Below are 15,697 nucleotides of genomic sequence, written 5' to 3'. Positions count from 1 at the left end.
GTGGTACAGTTGAAGTCAGTCAAGGTTATTGACGTCCGGGCTTGACGCGCAGAAAATAACTTTCGCAAACGGCATGCCGTTATGCATTTTCCAGGGGGAACCGCCTGCGCTTGATGACGGTTCCGTTTTTACCGCGCCGATTTAACGACAACTTGCGGGGCGCATTCAAATTCCGCTAAAGCGTCCCCCGGGTCGCACCGGGTGCGCTGTGTCGTCGGAGACATGCCATGTACGATTGCCAGACCGACGCCGCCATTGAGTTCGGCCATTCCCCTTCCCCGACAGCCCCGACCCGCTCGGCCCTGTGCGGCGACCTCTGTTGCCGCCCGCTGGCCAATGCCACGCCGCAGGACGTCCTGACGATCGCGGACCTCGCCCTTTCTCTCGGCTATCGCGTCAACCGCCAGCAACCCGCCTGCCTGACCATTCTTGCCGTCCGCCTCGACGACGCGCTGCGCCTCAATGCACGCTTCGGCGACCGCTTCGTGGTCAGCGGCGAGATGAACGCCCCCACCCCCATCCGCGTACCGGGCTGAGCCCGGCGCCCTGACCGGCAAGGACACCGGCGCCCGCCGTGGTGCCGGCGCAGCCCTGGCCGAGTGCGATATACTTCGCGTTCTGTCCTCTTTCTGATACGGCCCCCGGAATGCGCATTGCCACGCTGTTCTCCCGTCGTCACGAGGCGCGGGCGGAAGCGTCCGCGCTAACCCGGCTGGCAGTACCGATGATGATCGCGCAGATGGCACAGGTCGCGACCGGCTTCGTCGACACGGTCATGGCCGGCCAGGTCAGCGCCAACGATCTCGCCGCCGTCTCGATCGGTTCCAGCATCCTGATCACCGTGTTCATCACCCTGTCCGGGGTGATGGTCGCGCTGAATCCGGTCGTCGCCCACCATATCGGTGCCCGGGCACCGGAAAAAATCGGCCCGTCGGTGCGCCAGGGCATCTGGCTCGCACTCGCACTCGGCCTGTTCGGCATGGCCATCCTGTTTGGCGTGCAGCCGTTCCTCGGCGCCCACCTCGGACTCGACGCGGCCGTCACTGACAAGGTCAACGGTTTTCTGACCGGTGCCGGTCTCGGCGTGCCGGGCGTGCTGCTGTACCGCGCACTGCATGCCTACTCGTCCAGCGTCAACCGCACCAAGCCGATCATGATCGTCAGCCTGTGTGCGCTGGCGCTGAACATCCCGCTCAACTACATCCTGATCCACGGCCTGTTCGGCTTTCCGGAACTCGGCGGTGCCGGCTGTGGCTGGGCCACCGGGGCGGTATTCTGGTTCAGCTTCATCGCGCTGGCCATCCATACCCGGCTGGCGGCCGCCTACCGGCCATATCGGCTGTGGCAGCGCTTCGAGCGCCCGGACCCGGCCCAGCAACGCCAGTTGCTGCGTATCGGGGCACCGGTGGCGTTCTCGTATTTTCTGGAAGTCAGCGCCTTCACCTTCGTCGCGCTGGCCATTGCCAAGCTGGGTGCGGTCACCGTATCCGGCCACCAGGTGGTGATCAACTTCTCCAGCCTGATCTACATGATTCCGCAAAGCCTGGCGACTGCGCTGACAGTCCGCGTCGGCCAGGCACTGGGCCATCAGGACCCGCTGGCAGCACGTTTCCGCAGTGGCGTCGGCATGGTGGTGGCGCTGCTCTGTGCCTGTGCGACATCGCTGTGCGTCCTGCTGCTGCGCGAACCGATCGCCGCCATGTACAGCAACGATGCGCGCGTGGTCGCACTGGCGGCCTCACTGCTGCTGTTCGCCGCGGTATTCCAGCTGTCCGACGCCGCGCAGACGGCAGCAGCCGGCGCGCTGCGCGGCTACAAGGTTACGGCACGGCCGATGGCGGTCCACCTGGTCGCCTTCTGGGGCGTCGGGCTGGCCGGCGGGGCCTGGCTCGGCCTCGGCCATGGCGTCGTGCTCGGGCTGGAGCGGCCGATGGGCGCGCACGGCTTCTGGCTGGCCCTGACCATCAGCCTGACCCTGGCTGCCATCCTGCTGAGCTGGATGCTGGCCCGCGTCAGCCATGATGCCCTTCCCGCCCCCGGACATTTGCAAAAGGTTTCCGCATGACCCTCCTCGCGCAGCACGACGTCGCGCTGGCCCCGTTCACTACCTTCGGCGTGCCGGCCCAGGCCCGGCGCCTGGTCCATGTCAGCGACGAGGCCGCGCTGGCCGCACTGCTGGACGACGACGCCTTTCGCCACGGACCGAGGCTGGTGCTCGGCGGCGGCAGCAATGTGCTGTTCACCCGCGACTTTCCCGGCACGGTCGCCCGCATCGAGCTGAAGGGCATTGCCGTCATCGACGATCAGCCGGACGCAGTGCAGGTCCGTGTCGCCGCCGGCGAAATCTGGCATGACTTTGTCCGTTCCGCGCTGGCCCGCGGCTGGTTCGGACTGGAAAACCTGAGCCTGATTCCCGGCACGGTCGGTGCCAGCCCGGTGCAGAACATCGGCGCCTACGGCACCGAAGCGGGCGAGCGGATCGTGCAGGTCGATGCGGTGGAGATTGCCACCGGTGCCCTGCACCATTTCGACCATGTCGGCTGCCGTTTCGGCTACCGCGACAGCGTGTTCAAGCGCGAGTGGAAAGACCGGCTGATCATTACCGCCGTGCATTTCCGTCTCGACCGGCATGCCTCGCCCCGCACCGGCTATGGCGACATTTCCCGTGAACTGGACGCGGCCGGCATCGTGACGCCAACGCCGCTGGATGTGTCGGATGCGGTGTGCCGCATCCGCGCCGCCAAGCTGCCTGATCCGGCGCGGCTGGGCAATGCCGGCAGCTTCTTCAAGAACCCGGTGGTGACGCAGGCCACGGCGGACCGGCTGCATGCCGCCCATCCGGGCCTGGTCAGCTATCCGCACGGTGCCGGTCTGGTCAAGCTGGCCGCCGGCTGGCTGATCGATCATGCCGGCCTGAAAGGGCTGGTCCGGGGCCAGGCTGCGGTCCATGACCGCCAGGCCCTGGTGCTGGTCAATCGCGGCGGAGCCAGTGGCGAGGAGGTACTGGCGCTGGCCCGCCATGTGCAGCAGACCGTTCGCGATCGCTATGATGTAGAAATAGAACCGGAGCCAATCATTCTTTAGTGCCTTGCCGCCGCTGTGCGGCAAGCCAGATGCGGATACAATTCAGACTATTCCAGTCGCAATCCACAGGGACACCGCCCATGACAGCCAAGCTCACCAAAGTGCTCCCCCTGACCGGCAAGCGGCTGATTGTCGGTTTTGCGGACGGGGTCAGCGCGACGGTGTGGCTGGACCGGATCGACGGCCCGCACGACGAACGTTTTGCCGCGCTGGTCGATACGGCCCTGTTCCGCGCGGCACGCGTCGACAACGACCGCGTGGTCTGGCCGAACGGCGCCAGCCTGGCCGGCGAGCTGTTGTACGCGCAGGCGACACGGCGACCCCACACCGGCTCGTAGCAGGCATCCCCGCAGCGGCATCGCCTGTCGATCGGGCCTGCTGCAGTGCCTCGCCACGGTGAACATCACAACGCAGAACGCCGCCTTTTCAGGCGGCGTTCTGCATGTCCCGGCGCTGCTTACGCGCCGAACGGGTGACGCAGCACGATGGTTTCCGCGCGGTCCGGACCGGTCGAGATGATGTCGATCGGGGCTTCGCAGATTTCCTCGATGCGCTTCAGGTAAGCGCGTGCATTGGCCGGCAGGTCCTCGAAGCGCTTGACGCCGAAGGTCGAGTCGGTCCAGCCGGGGATGGTTTCGTAGATCGGCTCGCAGCCGGCCACGTTTTCCGAGCCGAACGGCAGGATGTCGTATTCGACGCCGTCCTTGCGATAGCCGACGCACAGCAGGATTTCGTCCATGCCGTCCATCACGTCGAGCTTGGTCACGCACAGGCCGGATACGCCGTTGATCTGGATCGAGCGCTTCAGCAGCGCGGCATCGAACCAGCCGCAGCGGCGCGGACGGCCGGTGACCGAACCGAACTCGTTGCCACGCTTGGCCAGGAAGGCGCCAACATCATTGCACTGCTCGGTCGGGAACGGGCCGGAACCGACGCGGGTGGTGTAAGCCTTGACGATGCCCAGCACGTAATTGAGCATCTGCGGCGCCACACCGGCGCCCGGCGAGGCCGCACCGGCCACGCAGTTCGACGAGGTCACGAACGGATAGGTGCCGTGGTCGATGTCCAGCAGCGTGCCCTGTGCGCCTTCGAACAGGATCGGCTTGCCGGCCTTGTTCATTTCGTACAGCGTGCGCGACACGTCGGCCACCATCGGCTTGATGCGCTCGGCGTAGGCCATGGTGTCGTCCAGGGTCTTCTGGAAGTCGACCGGCTCGGTCTTGAAGTATTCCTTCAGCAGGAAGTTGTAGTAAGCCAGGTTTTCGCCGAGCTTGGCGGCAAAACGTTCCGGGTGGAACAGGTCCTGCACGCGGATCGCGCGACGCGCGATCTTGTCCTCGTAGGCCGGGCCGATGCCGCGACCGGTGGTGCCGATCTTGTTCTCGCCCTTGGCGGCTTCACGCGCCTGGTCGAGCGCAATGTGGTACGGCAGGATCAGCGGGCAGGATTCGGAGATCTTCAGCCGGCTGGCGACATCGATGCCGGCGGCCTGCAGTTCGTCGATTTCCTTCAGCAGCGCTTCCGGCGACAGCACGACGCCGTTGCCGATAAAGCAGTTGCGGCCTGCATGCAGGATGCCGGACGGGATCAGGCGCAGAATGGTCTTCTTGCCATTGATGACCAGCGTGTGGCCGGCATTGTGGCCGCCCTGGAAGCGCACCACGCCTTCAGCGTGGTCCGTCAGCCAGTCGACGATTTTTCCCTTGCCCTCGTCACCCCATTGGGTGCCGATCACGACGACGTTCTTGGCCATAGTTACCTCTCGAAACTCAAATTCATCAATGGGTGGAAGGCAGCGGCACAAGCTGTGCCACGCCGTCGATCAGCGTCAGGGCACGGTCGCAATGCAGCGCCTCTGCGGATTCGTGCAGGTAGTCGATGACGACCACCTCGCCTGCCTTGCGCAAACGCGCAGCTTCTTCGGCCAGTTGCGGCAGGTCGTCCGCCGCCAGGCGGATGCCCTTGGACGGATTCTGCTGCGGCAGGATGCGGATCAGGTCGCGCAGGTCCAGACTGAAACCGGTGGCCGGGCGAGCCCGGCCGAAACGGCGGCCGACATTGTCGTAACGACCGCCACGGGCCAGTTCTTCCGCCCAGCCTTCGGCATAGGCGGCGAACATCAACCCGGTATGGTAATGCGTACCGCGCAGTTCGGTCAGGTCGAATGTGACCCGGGCCCGGCCGGCAAAGGCGGCAGCAACGCGTTCCAGGTCATCCAGTGCCGCACGGATCGCCGGGAGTCCCGGCAGCGAAGTGCGTGCCCGTCTGACTGCATCCGGCCCGTACAGTTCGGTCAGGTGACGGAAGGCGGAGCGGAACGGCTCGTGCACGTCGACGGTCAGCGCCGCGACCGTGGACGTGTCCTTGCTCTGGATGGCCGAGAACAGCTCGTGCTCGAAATCGCCGTCGAGCTGCGCCTCGCGCACCAGTGCCCGGTACAGACCAAGATGACCCAGATCCAGCGTGACATCGTTCACGCCGACCTGCGCCAGCGACGACAGCATCAGGTCGATGACTTCCAGGTCGGCCGCCAGCCCGTAACAGCCGTACAGCTCGGCACCGAGTTGCAGCGGTTCGCGCGAGCGGGTCAGACCGGTCGGGCGGGTATGCACGATGCTGCCGGCGTAGCACAGCCGGGTCGCGCCGTCGCGATGCGCCAGCAGATGAGCGTCGATGCGCGCCACCTGCGGCGTGATGTCGGCGCGCAGGCCGAGCTGGCGCCCGGTCAGCTGGTCGTCGAGCTTGAAGGTCCGCATGTCCAGTGCCGGGTCGGCATGGGTCAGCAGCGCCTCCGTGTATTCGATCAGCGGAGGACTGACGAGCTCGTAACCGTAGGTCCGGTACAGCTCCAGCATCCGCGCCTTGGCCGACTCCACCTGCCGCGCAGTAGCGGGCAGGATGTCGGCGATGTATTCAGGAAGCAGCCAGGTATGCATTAGTTTTTTACACGTTAAAAGGCGGGGGACGATCCCCCCGCCTTGCCGACCCGAACCGGCGTCGCTCGAATTACTTCTTCGCGCCGCCAGCCGAAGCCTTCGGATCCTTCATGTACTTGAAGAAGGCCGAATTCGGTTCCAGCACCATCACGTCGCCCTTGGACTTGAACGACTGCTTGTAGGCATCCATGCTGCGGTAGAACGAATAGAATTCAGGATTCTTGCCGTACGCGTCGGCATAAATCGCGGACGCACGCGCATCCCCTTCGCCTTTCGCCACCTGGGCCTGCCGGTAGGCATCAGCCAGGATGACTTCGCGCTGACGGTCAGCGTCCGCCCGGATGCGTTCAGCATCCGCTGCCCCCTCGCTTCGCAGCTGGCTTGCCACCGTGCGACGCTCGGACTGCATGCGATCGTAGACCGACTGGGAGATTTTATCCGGAAAATCGACGCGCTTTAAGCGGACATCCAGAATTTCCACACCAATCTTGCGGGCATCGACGTCGGCGCGCTTGCGCACGATCTCCATCACCCGGTCACGCTGGCCGGAAATCACGTCGGCAACGGTCTTCTGGCCGAACTCGGCGCGCAGTCCGTCGTTGATGGTCTGGCGCAGACGGGCCACGGCCGCGCTCTCGTTGCCGCCCACCGACTTGTAGAACTGCTCGACGTTGGTCACGCGCCATTTGACGAAGCTGTCCACCAGCACGTTCTTCTTCTCGCGGGTGTTGAACAGCTCCGGCGTGTCCGAGTCGATGGTCTGGATGCGGCGGTCGAAGTAGCGGACGTTCTGCAGCAGCGGCACCTTGAACTGGATGCCCGGCTCCTTCACGACACGCATGACTTCGCCGAACTGGAACACCATCGCATACTGGCGCTGGTCGACGATGAACAGCGACATGCTCAGCAGCAGCAACGCGGCGAGGACGGCGATAACACCAGGAATGAGTCTGTCCATCGCTTATTGCCCCCCTTCCTGGTTACGACCGCGACGCACGTCGCGGCTGAAATTGCGGCCGTTCGCCCCTTCGTTTGCCTGCGGTACCGCTTCGGCCTCGGCCGACGGGGTACCGGCGGCCTGCGGCCGGTTGCCGGCGGCGGCCGGCGCTTGCGGGTTGGTCATCTGCATCAGCTTGTCCAGCGGCAGGTACAGCAGGTTCTGGCCACCCTTCTGGTCGACGATGACCTTGGTGGTGTCCTGCATGACCTTCTGCATGGTGTCGTAGTAAATGCGTTCGCGCGTCACCGCCGGCGCCTTCTGGTATTCGCCCAGCACCGACTTGAAGCGCGCAGCCTCACCCTCGGCGTTGGAGATCACGCGCTGCTTGTAGCCCTGCGACTCTTCCAGCAGGCGGGTGGCAAGACCCCGCGCCTTCGGAATGACGTCGTTCGCGTATGCCTGGCCTTCGTTGCGCAGTTTTTCCTTGTCCTGGCCCGCCTTGACGGCGTCCTCGAACGCGGCCTGCACCTGCTCCGGCGGCTGCACGTCGTTGATGTTGACCTTGGCCACCCGGATGCCGGTGCCATAGCGGTCAAGCATCGCCTGGATCACCTGCTGCGTTTCGGCGGCAATCTGCCCCCGGCCCTCGTTCAGCACGAAGTCGACCTTGTTCTTGCCGACCACTTCGCGGATCGCGCTCTCGGTCACCATCTTGACGACATCCTTGCCGTCCTTGTCGGTGAACACGTTGTTGAACAGGAAGGCGCGCGGGTCCTTGACGTCGTACTGGACCGACAGCTGCACGTCGATGATGTTCTGGTCTTCCGTCAGCATCAGCGATTCTTCGAGCACGCGATTCTTGGCGTTGCCGCGATAGCCGATCTCGACCGAACGCACTTCGGTCAGGGTGACGATCTCGACTTTCTCGAACGGATACGGCAGATGCCACTGCAGGCCGGAATCGGTGATGCGGTTGAAGCGACCCAGCTGAAGGACCACCCCTTCCTCACGCGCGTCGACCACGTAGAAGCCGCTGGCCAGCCACAGCGCCACCAGCACGCCGCCAAGGGCCAGCACGCCACCCTTCATCGCGCCACGCGGGGAGCGCGGCGCCGAGGGGCCGCCGTTGTCGTCGCCACCTCCCTTGCCGCCCAGTATGCGGGACAGCTTGTTGTTGAGGTTGCGGAAAAGCTCGTCGAGATCGGGCGGCCCGTCATTGCCGCGCCGACCTCCGCCCCGTTGCGGGTCGTTTTGTGCCATGGGATCGGGGTCCGGGTTCTTGATGTTTGAATACGCTGTCAGTATGTGGGGGCGCTTGCGCATTCGACAAGCGCAGCCCGCAACAGCTCCAGGCCTTCGCCGGTAAGCGCGGAGACGCGAACGGCAATGATACGCCCTTGTTCGTCCCGCTCGATGTCGGCCGGCAATCCCTTCAGATCGCACTTGTTCCAGACCAGGAGCTGAGGTACGCCATCGGCGTCGATTTCCTTCAGCACTTTGTTGACTTCGGCGATCTGCATGTCACGGGTATCGCTGGCGCTGTCGACCACATGCAGCAGGAGATCGGCTCTGACCGTCTCTTCCAGCGTGGCCTTGAACGCAGCAACTAGCGAATGGGGCAGATCGCGGATGAAGCCCACCGTATCAGACAACACTACACTTAGCTGCTCGTTAAGGTAGAGCCGACGGCTGGTGGTATCCAGTGTCGCGAACAGCTGATCGGCCGCATAGGCGCGCGCCTTGGTCAGCGAATTGAACAGCGTCGACTTGCCGGCATTGGTATAGCCGACGATGGAAACGCTGAACACGCCGCCGCGCTCGCGGCCGCGCCGCTGCACGTTCCGCTGCCGTTCGACCCGCGCCAGGCGGTCTTTCAGCAGCTTGACCCGTATGCCGATCAGACGGCGGTCGGTTTCGAGCTGGGTTTCACCCGGCCCGCGCAGGCCGATGCCGCCCTTTTGCCGTTCCAGGTGGGTCCAGCCGCGCACCAGGCGGGTCGCCAGGTGGTTGAGCTGGGCCAGTTCGACCTGCAGCTTGCCTTCGTGGCTGCGTGCGCGCTGGGCGAAGATGTCCAGGATCAGGCTGGTTCGGTCGACCACGCGGCATTCCAGCAAGCGTTCCAGGTTGCGCTGCTGTGCCGGGGACAGTGCATGATTGAAGATCACCACATTGGCGTCGTGCGCCTTCAGCGCCATGCCGATTTCCTCGACCTTGCCCTTGCCGGCAAACAGGGCCGCATCCGGTCGCTGTCGCTTGCCGATTACCACGTCGCGCACATCGACACCGGCCCCCTTGACCAGCTCGACACATTCCTCGACGCCTTCGGCAAAATCCGGCTCGCCAAAATTCAGACACACAACTACTGCGGTATCACCAAAATCAGGACGGTCTAACACGAATAGGGATCGCTTTCAGCTATGACAAAATGCAGACGGCCGGCAATCGCCGGCCGGTCGGACAAAAGGCAGACGGGGGAAGCGGCTCGTTGACGGGCACCGGTCCATTGCCGGCTACCCCCGCCTTCCCCGCGCCGTCGCCGGTCAGGCGTCCTGCGGGGCAGCGCCGGCCGGGGTGTGATGCTCGTGCGGAATGGAGACCGGACGTGCGGGCACCACGGTCGAGATGGCATGCTTGTACACCATCTGGGTCACCGTGTTTTTCAGCAGCACGACATATTGATCGAACGACTCGATCTGCCCTTGCAGCTTGATGCCGTTCACAAGATAGATGGACACCGGCACGTGCTCTTTACGCAGCACGTTCAGAAACGGGTCTTGTAGCATTTGCCCTTTGGTGCTCATTTTTGATCTCCGATTTTACTTAAGGTTTTGTAATTCGCTCGGGATAGCGTTCTATTTTTCTAAGCGGAAAAACGCCGGGATGCCACTATTTTTTCTTGCCGTATCGTACCGGTTTCGGCTTGCCCTTGGTCGGTTTCGGCGGTGCCGCCCGTTCGGTATAGGGGTTGTCGGTCGATTTATACTGCACACGCAACGGCGTACCCTCAAGCTTGAAGATACGGCGGAAACTGTGTTCAAGATAACGGGTATAGCTGTCCGGCAACTTATCAAGCGCATTGCCGTGTATCACCACGATCGGCGGATTCATGCCGCCCTGGTGGGCATAACGCAGTTTCGGCCGGGTCAGGCCGATCATCGGCGGTGACTGGCGTTCCAGCGCCACTTGCAGCGCACGCGTCAGCTTCGGCGTCGCCAGCTTGCACATTGCGGCCGTGTACGCCTGGTCGATGGACTTGAACAGCTCGCCGACGCCCTGCCCCTTCAGTGCCGAAATATAGTGATATTTGGCAAATTCAAGGAAATGCAGCTTGCGGGCGATGCTGTGCTTGATGCGCAGCTTCTGGTCTTCGCCACAGTCGTCCCACTTGTTGACCGCGACCACCAGCGCCCGGCCGGCTTCGAGGGCAAAACCGGCCAGCGTCGCATCCTGGTCCGACACGTCGAGGCTGGCGTCGAGCACCAGCACGGCGACGTTGGCGTCTTCGATCGCCTGCAGCGTCTTCACCACCGAGAATTTCTCGATTGCCTCGTTCACCTTGGCGCGACGGCGCACGCCGGCGGTATCGATGATGGTGTACGGCTTCCCTTCGCGCTCGAAATCGATGTAGATCGAGTCACGGGTAGTCCCCGGATGGTCGAAGGCAATCACCCGTTCTTCACCGAGGATGGCGTTGACCAGCGTCGACTTGCCGACGTTCGGCCGGCCGATGATGGCGAACTTCGGATGGCGCGGGTCTTCTGCCGGTGCCTCGTCGGCAAACGGCTCCAGCACCTCGTCCATCAGTTCGCGCACGCCTTCGCCATGGGCGCCGGAAATGCTCCACGGCTCGCCAAGACCCAGCTCGTAGAATTCGGCCACCACCATGGCCCGGCTCATGCCTTCGGCCTTGTTGACCACCAGGTAGACCGGCCGGCTGCCCTGGCGAAGCTGGTTGGCGATGATCTTGTCCTGCGGCGTCAGCCCGGAGCGGGCATCGACCAGGAACACCACCGCGTCCGCTTCATCCACGGCCTGCAGGGTCTGGCGCGCCATCTCATGCATGATGCCGCTGTCGACCACCGGCTCGAAGCCCCCGGTGTCGACCACGAGATACGGCTTGTCACCGACCCGCCCGTGGCCATAGTGACGGTCACGGGTCAGGCCGGGCAGGTCCGCCACCAGCGCGTCGCGGGTTTTGGTCAGCCGGTTGAACAGCGTCGATTTGCCGACATTGGGCCGGCCGACAAGCACTACAGTCGGTTTCACTTAATTTACAGTCCCAGTTGGGCGATTCGGCCGAGGCCCTGCACCAGCAGGTTCGGTCCCGCGGCGACCGGCTGGCCGGATGCGCCGATCGACGCACGGCCGAGCTCGTCGCCCGATTCATTGGAAAGCAGGTGGGCAATGCCTTCGCCGTCGGTCACGACGACGAAGCGGCCCAGCAGGGCCGGTGCCTCCACCTTGCGGTATTTGAAGCCATCCTGGCGCCAGACGCTGCGGCCGTCGGTACGGTCGAACGCCTGCACCGAACCGTCGTCGGCGGTCACGTAGATATTGGCGGCGTCCAGGGCAATGCCCTTGCTCGACGACACTTCACGCGACCACATCGGCGTCGCGGTACGCGCGTCGAAGCAGCTCAGGCGGCCCTGGAAGGCGACCGCGCACACCTGGCCACGGTCGAACACCGGGCGACTGGCGACGTCGACCATCCGGTCGAGTTCGGTCGCGCCCTTCGGCGTGGCGACGTTGGCTTCCCACATCGCGCGGCCATCGGCCAGACCCAGCACCGTCAGCACGCCGCCGGGCAGGCCCAGCAGCACGACGTCGGAGCCGAGCAGTTGCATGGCACCGGTCGAACGCACCGACAGCGCCGGTTGCTGGCGCTGGTACAGCCACAGTTGCTGGCCGCTGGCAAAGTCGAACGCCGTCACGTTGCCGTCACCGGTACGGACCACGACCGTCTTGCCGTCGGTCTGCGGCGCTTCCAGCGCCTGGCTGGTCAGCGTCGCCTTCCAGCGCGATTCGCCCTGTGTGGTGAAGGCCAGCAGTTCGCCGCGCTCGCTGACGGCAAACACCCGGCCATCACGCACACCGACACCGGCCGACAGCCGGACCTTGGTATCGAAGCCGCCGATCTCGCGGCCGGTGGCCGGATCGATGATCTGCACGCGGCCGTTATTGCCTGCGGTGTACACGCGCTCACCGTCGAAAGCCGGTTCGAACACGTAGCCGCCGGCATCGCCGACGCTGTTTTTCCAGCCGACCTTCAGGTCGACCAGTGGCTTCAGCGGCTTCAGCGGCGTCGGCTCGGGCGTATTGTCGCTGCCGGAAAACAGCGAGCAGCCGGACAGGGCCAGCGCAGCAAGCAGCGCAACGGCGGACAACTTCATCGGGAAGGGTTTATTCATGTTATCAGCCACCCAGTGAATCGATTTTGACTTGGACCAGTTCTGCGCGCGGCGCTTCCGGCGACATCTTGGCCAGGGACTCCAGATAGGCCGCATGTGCGCCCTTGCGATCGCCCTTGACCGACAGCGCGTCGCCCTTGAGTTCGAGTTGCTGCGCGGCGAAGGCGACGTCGACCGGCTTGGCCAGTTCGGCCAGCGCGGCGTCAGCCTGGTTCGCATCGAGCTTCAGCGAGGCAAGGCGCAGGCGGGCCACGGCCACCAGCGCTGCTTCTTTTGCATTGGCAGTCACCCAGCCCAGCGCCTGTTCGGCCGTCTTGACGTCACCGTGGTCGAAAGCGACCCGGGCCGCCAGCAGGCTGGCACGCGCGGCGTAGCCGGACGACGGGTAGGCATCCTGTAGCGCCTTGGCGCTGGCCACCAGCTTGCCGGTGTCATTGCTGCGGACGGCTTCGTCCACCGGTGCATACAGCACGGCGGCCTCGGTGGCGACATGGCGCTGGTAATAGCCCCAGCCCTTGTAGCCGAGATACGCCACCGCAGCGACGACCACCCCGGTGCAGATCCAGCGACCCCACTGGCGCCAGAACGCCTTGATGTCGTCTATCTGCTCCTGTTCCTGCAAGTCGAAAGCCATGAGTTCCCCTTAAGATTTCAGCGCGGCAAGCTTTGCCACAAGTTCGTGCCGGCCGAGCGTCTCCTGCTCGCCGCCATCGCGCAGCGGCTTGAGCACGGCCTGGTCGTTGGCCAGTTCGTTTTCGCCGACGATGACGGCGTAACGCGCGCCACTCTGGTCGGCTTTTTTCATTTGCGACTTGAAGCTGCCCTCACCCATGTGCTGGATGACCGCGTAGCCGGCAGCGCGCAGCGCCTTGGCCAGCTGCATCGCGTACAGCGGCGCACCGTCGCCCTGGCTGACCAGGTAGATATCGGTGCCGCTGCTGGCAGGCAGCAGTCCCTTGTCGGCCAGCAGCAGCAGCACGCGTTCCATGCCCATGCCAAAGCCGATGCCCGGCGCCGGCTTGCCGCCCAGCTGTTCGGTCAGCCCGTCGTAGCGCCCGCCGGCGCAGACCGTGCCCTGGGCGCCGAGTTCGGTGGTCACCCACTCGAACACCGACTGGTTGTAGTAATCGAGACCGCGCACCAGACGCGGGTTTTCCACGAAGTCGACGCCGATGCCGGCGATCATCGCCTTCCAGCCGTCGTAGTGCGCGCGTGATGCGTCGCCAAGGTAGTCGATCAGGCGCGGCGCGCCATCGGCCATCGCCTGCAGCGCCGGGTTCTTGGTGTCGAGCACGCGCAGCGGATTGGTGTACAGCCGGCGCTTGCCGTCCTCGTCGAGGATGTCGACGAACTGTTCCAGATAGCGGATCAGCGCTTCGCGGTGGCGCGCGCGCTCGTCGGCATTGCCCAGCGTGTTGATTTCAAGCCGCACGTAGTCGCTGATGCCCAGCCGCTGCCACAGGTCCGCCGTCATCATGATGATTTCGGCATCGATATCGGGGCCGGCAAAGCCGAGCGCCTCGATGCCGACCTGGTGGAACTGCCGGTAACGGCCTTTCTGCGGCCGTTCGTGACGATACATCGGGCCCATGTACCACAGCCGCTGCGTGGCGTTGTACAGCAGGTTGTGTTCGACCACCGCGCGCAGCGTGCCGGCCGTGCCTTCCGGGCGCAGCGTCAGGCTGTCCCCGTTCAGGCTGTCGGTGAAGGTGTACATTTCCTTCTCGACGATGTCGGTCACTTCGCCGATCGAGCGCACGAACAGCGGCGTGTTCTCGACGATCGGGGTGCGGATGTTCTGATAACCGTAATCGGTCAGCAGGGTGCGCAGCACGCCCTCAAAATATTCCCACTGCTGGGATTCGCCCGGCAACACATCATTCATGCCGCGAATCGCCTGTATTTTTTCTGCCATCTTCAGTTCTGTTCGAGAGTCTTGATTCGGTTTTGCCATGGGGTACGGAACAATACAGCGGGCCGCAGCACGGGTATTCCCGATGCTGCGGCCCGTCGGCGGACAGGCAAGAGCATAGATTATTCCACGCCCTTGCGCGTCATCAGACCGGTTTCAGCGCAATCGTGCGACGACGCTTGCTGCCGCCCTCCCCGTATCGGGTTTTCACATAGTCGTCGACGATGTCCTGGAAGGCGTCGGCAATATTGTCGCCCTTCAGGGTCACCGTCTTTTCGCCGTCCACATAGACCGGCGCGACCGGGACTTCGCCGGTGCCGGGCAGCGAGATGCCGATGTCCGCCAGCTTGCTTTCGCCCGGACCGTTCACCACGCAGCCCATGACCGCGACATTCATCATTTCAACGCCGGGATACTGCAGCCGCCAGATCGGCATCTGCTCGCGCAGATAGGTCTGGATCTGGTCGGCCAGCTCCTGGAACACCGTGCTGGTGGTGCGACCACAGCCCGGGCAGGCAGTCACCAGCGGCGTGAACGAACGCAGGCCCATCGTCTGCAGGATTTCCTGGGCGACGATGATTTCCCGGGTACGCGACTCGCCCGGTTGCGGCGTCAGCGAGACGCGGATGGTATCGCCGATGCCTTCCTGCAGCAGTACGGCCAGCGCCGCGGTCGACGCGACGATGCCCTTCGATCCCATGCCGGCCTCGGTCAGCCCGAGGTGCAGCGCGTAGTCGCAGCGGCGGCCCAGATCGCGGTAAACCGCAATCAGGTCCTGCACATGGCTGACCTTGCACGACAGGATGATCTGGTCCGGATCCAGCCCCAGTTCCACGGCCCTGGCGGCGTTTTCCAGCGCGGACACGATCAGCGCCTCGCGCATGACCGCCTCGGCCGGCAGCGGCTGCGGCCGGCGGCTGTTTTCATCCATCAGCCGGTTGGCGAGCGCCTGGTCGAGGCTGCCCCAGTTCACGCCGATCCGTACCGGTTTGTCCAGTTCGGCCGCCAGCCGGATCATGAACGAGAATTTCTCGTCGCCCTTGGCACCCCGGCCGACGTTGCCCGGGTTGATGCGGAACTTGGCCAGCGCCCGGGCGCAGTCGGGATAGTCGCGCAGCAGGCGATCGCCATTGAAATGGAAATCCCCCACCAGCGGCACGTTGCAGCCCATGTCATCGAGGCGCTGACGGATTTCCGCCACCCGTGCCGCCGCTTCCGGCGAATTCACCGTGATGCGGACGATCTCGGAGCCGGCCTCGGCCAGTTCGGCGACCTGGGCCGCCGTGCCGGCGGCATCGGCGGTATCGGTATTGGTCATCGACTGCACGATGACGGGCGCGTCCCCGCCGACCAGTACATGGCCTACGCGCGCCTGTCTGGACACGCGCCGGGGGATGGGACTGCCGGTATCGATCAT

Annotated in this window: 15 protein-coding genes; 4 read left to right on the top strand and 11 right to left on the bottom strand. The window is 64.5% G+C overall.

Annotated features, from left to right (window positions below):
* The first annotated feature begins 227 nt into the window (after positions 1-227).
* From Q352_RS0114545 to Q352_RS21320, 4 genes are all read left to right on the top strand, one after another.
* The gene (locus Q352_RS0114545) at positions 228-536 is read left to right on the top strand and encodes a hypothetical protein (RefSeq protein WP_028499973.1); all 309 of its coding nucleotides are present in this window, start codon (positions 228-230) and stop codon (positions 534-536) included.
* Positions 537-646: 110 nt separating this feature from the next.
* Positions 647-2,065: an MATE family efflux transporter gene (locus tag Q352_RS21325; RefSeq protein ID WP_051528989.1), complete on the top strand. Its 1,419-nt coding sequence runs from the start codon at positions 647-649 to the stop codon at positions 2,063-2,065.
* The gene (gene murB, locus Q352_RS0114535) at positions 2,062-3,084 is read left to right on the top strand and encodes a UDP-N-acetylmuramate dehydrogenase (protein WP_028499972.1); all 1,023 of its coding nucleotides are present in this window, start codon (positions 2,062-2,064) and stop codon (positions 3,082-3,084) included. The genes Q352_RS21325 and murB overlap by 4 nt, the downstream gene beginning before the upstream one ends.
* A gap of 80 nt (positions 3,085-3,164) precedes the next feature.
* The gene (locus Q352_RS21320; protein WP_036386498.1) at positions 3,165-3,422 is read left to right on the top strand and encodes a DUF2442 domain-containing protein; all 258 of its coding nucleotides are present in this window, start codon (positions 3,165-3,167) and stop codon (positions 3,420-3,422) included.
* A gap of 119 nt (positions 3,423-3,541) precedes the next feature.
* Here Q352_RS21320 and Q352_RS0114525 read toward each other — a convergent pair whose 3' ends face one another.
* The 11 genes from Q352_RS0114525 to ispG form a co-directional block, all read right to left on the bottom strand.
* Entirely contained in the window at positions 3,542-4,837 is a 1,296-nt protein-coding gene (locus Q352_RS0114525; protein WP_028499971.1) for an adenylosuccinate synthase, read from the bottom strand.
* A gap of 25 nt (positions 4,838-4,862) precedes the next feature.
* Positions 4,863-6,020 (bottom strand): ATP phosphoribosyltransferase regulatory subunit, encoded by a 1,158-nt coding sequence (locus Q352_RS0114520; RefSeq protein ID WP_028499970.1) that lies wholly within the window; start codon positions 6,018-6,020, stop codon positions 4,863-4,865.
* A 70-nt stretch (positions 6,021-6,090) separates the two neighbouring features.
* Positions 6,091-6,978, bottom strand: a complete 888-nt coding sequence (hflC, locus tag Q352_RS0114515) for a protease modulator HflC (RefSeq protein ID WP_028499969.1) — start codon at positions 6,976-6,978, stop codon at positions 6,091-6,093.
* Positions 6,979-6,981: 3 nt separating this feature from the next.
* Positions 6,982-8,220: an FtsH protease activity modulator HflK gene (gene hflK / locus Q352_RS0114510; RefSeq protein WP_028499968.1), complete on the bottom strand. Its 1,239-nt coding sequence runs from the start codon at positions 8,218-8,220 to the stop codon at positions 6,982-6,984.
* Positions 8,221-8,258: 38 nt separating this feature from the next.
* Positions 8,259-9,356 (bottom strand): ribosome rescue GTPase HflX, encoded by a 1,098-nt coding sequence (gene hflX, locus Q352_RS21315; protein WP_036386497.1) that lies wholly within the window; start codon positions 9,354-9,356, stop codon positions 8,259-8,261.
* 144 nt (positions 9,357-9,500) lie between these two features.
* A complete protein-coding gene (gene hfq / locus Q352_RS0114500; protein WP_028499967.1) occupies positions 9,501-9,761 on the bottom strand; it encodes an RNA chaperone Hfq in 261 nt (86 codons plus the stop codon).
* An 85-nt stretch (positions 9,762-9,846) separates the two neighbouring features.
* Positions 9,847-11,226 (bottom strand): ribosome biogenesis GTPase Der, encoded by a 1,380-nt coding sequence (gene der / locus Q352_RS0114495; protein WP_028499966.1) that lies wholly within the window; start codon positions 11,224-11,226, stop codon positions 9,847-9,849.
* Positions 11,227-11,231: 5 nt separating this feature from the next.
* Positions 11,232-12,368, bottom strand: coding sequence for an outer membrane protein assembly factor BamB (gene bamB / locus Q352_RS0114490; RefSeq protein ID WP_159075918.1), 1,137 nt, complete (start codon positions 12,366-12,368; stop codon positions 11,232-11,234).
* A gap of 4 nt (positions 12,369-12,372) precedes the next feature.
* Positions 12,373-13,002, bottom strand: coding sequence for a YfgM family protein (locus Q352_RS0114485; protein ID WP_028499964.1), 630 nt, complete (start codon positions 13,000-13,002; stop codon positions 12,373-12,375).
* A gap of 9 nt (positions 13,003-13,011) precedes the next feature.
* Positions 13,012-14,283, bottom strand: coding sequence for a histidine--tRNA ligase (gene hisS, locus Q352_RS0114480; protein WP_028499963.1), 1,272 nt, complete (start codon positions 14,281-14,283; stop codon positions 13,012-13,014).
* A 142-nt stretch (positions 14,284-14,425) separates the two neighbouring features.
* A complete protein-coding gene (gene ispG / locus Q352_RS0114475) occupies positions 14,426-15,697 on the bottom strand; it encodes a flavodoxin-dependent (E)-4-hydroxy-3-methylbut-2-enyl-diphosphate synthase (RefSeq protein ID WP_199489871.1) in 1,272 nt (423 codons plus the stop codon).

This window comes from Microvirgula aerodenitrificans DSM 15089 (genome assembly GCF_000620105.1).
In the GTDB taxonomy this organism is placed as follows: Bacteria; Pseudomonadota; Gammaproteobacteria; order Burkholderiales; family Aquaspirillaceae; genus Microvirgula; species Microvirgula aerodenitrificans.
This window is presented reverse-complemented; position numbering and strand designations above follow the sequence as displayed.

Bases quoted from the DNA above. Each gene is read 5' to 3' on its own strand.
- hflK (WP_028499968.1), bottom strand. From the start codon at position 8,220: ATGGCACAAAACGACCCGCAACGGGGCGGAGGTCGGCGCGGCAATGAC.
- hisS (WP_028499963.1), bottom strand. From the start codon at position 14,283: ATGGCAGAAAAAATACAGGCGATTCGCGGCATGAATGATGTGTTGCCG.
- Q352_RS0114545 (WP_028499973.1), top strand. From the start codon at position 228: ATGTACGATTGCCAGACCGACGCCGCCATTGAGTTCGGCCATTCCCCT.
- Q352_RS0114485 (WP_028499964.1), bottom strand. From the start codon at position 13,002: ATGGCTTTCGACTTGCAGGAACAGGAGCAGATAGACGACATCAAGGCG.
- Q352_RS21325 (WP_051528989.1), top strand. From the start codon at position 647: ATGCGCATTGCCACGCTGTTCTCCCGTCGTCACGAGGCGCGGGCGGAA.
- ispG (WP_199489871.1), bottom strand. From the start codon at position 15,697: ATGATCGATACCGGCAGTCCCATCCCCCGGCGCGTGTCCAGACAGGCG.
- murB (WP_028499972.1), top strand. From the start codon at position 2,062: ATGACCCTCCTCGCGCAGCACGACGTCGCGCTGGCCCCGTTCACTACC.
- Q352_RS0114520 (WP_028499970.1), bottom strand. From the start codon at position 6,020: ATGCATACCTGGCTGCTTCCTGAATACATCGCCGACATCCTGCCCGCT.
- bamB (WP_159075918.1), bottom strand. From the start codon at position 12,368: ATGAATAAACCCTTCCCGATGAAGTTGTCCGCCGTTGCGCTGCTTGCT.
- Q352_RS0114525 (WP_028499971.1), bottom strand. From the start codon at position 4,837: ATGGCCAAGAACGTCGTCGTGATCGGCACCCAATGGGGTGACGAGGGC.
- hflC (WP_028499969.1), bottom strand. From the start codon at position 6,978: ATGGACAGACTCATTCCTGGTGTTATCGCCGTCCTCGCCGCGTTGCTG.
- Q352_RS21320 (WP_036386498.1), top strand. From the start codon at position 3,165: ATGACAGCCAAGCTCACCAAAGTGCTCCCCCTGACCGGCAAGCGGCTG.
- hfq (WP_028499967.1), bottom strand. From the start codon at position 9,761: ATGAGCACCAAAGGGCAAATGCTACAAGACCCGTTTCTGAACGTGCTG.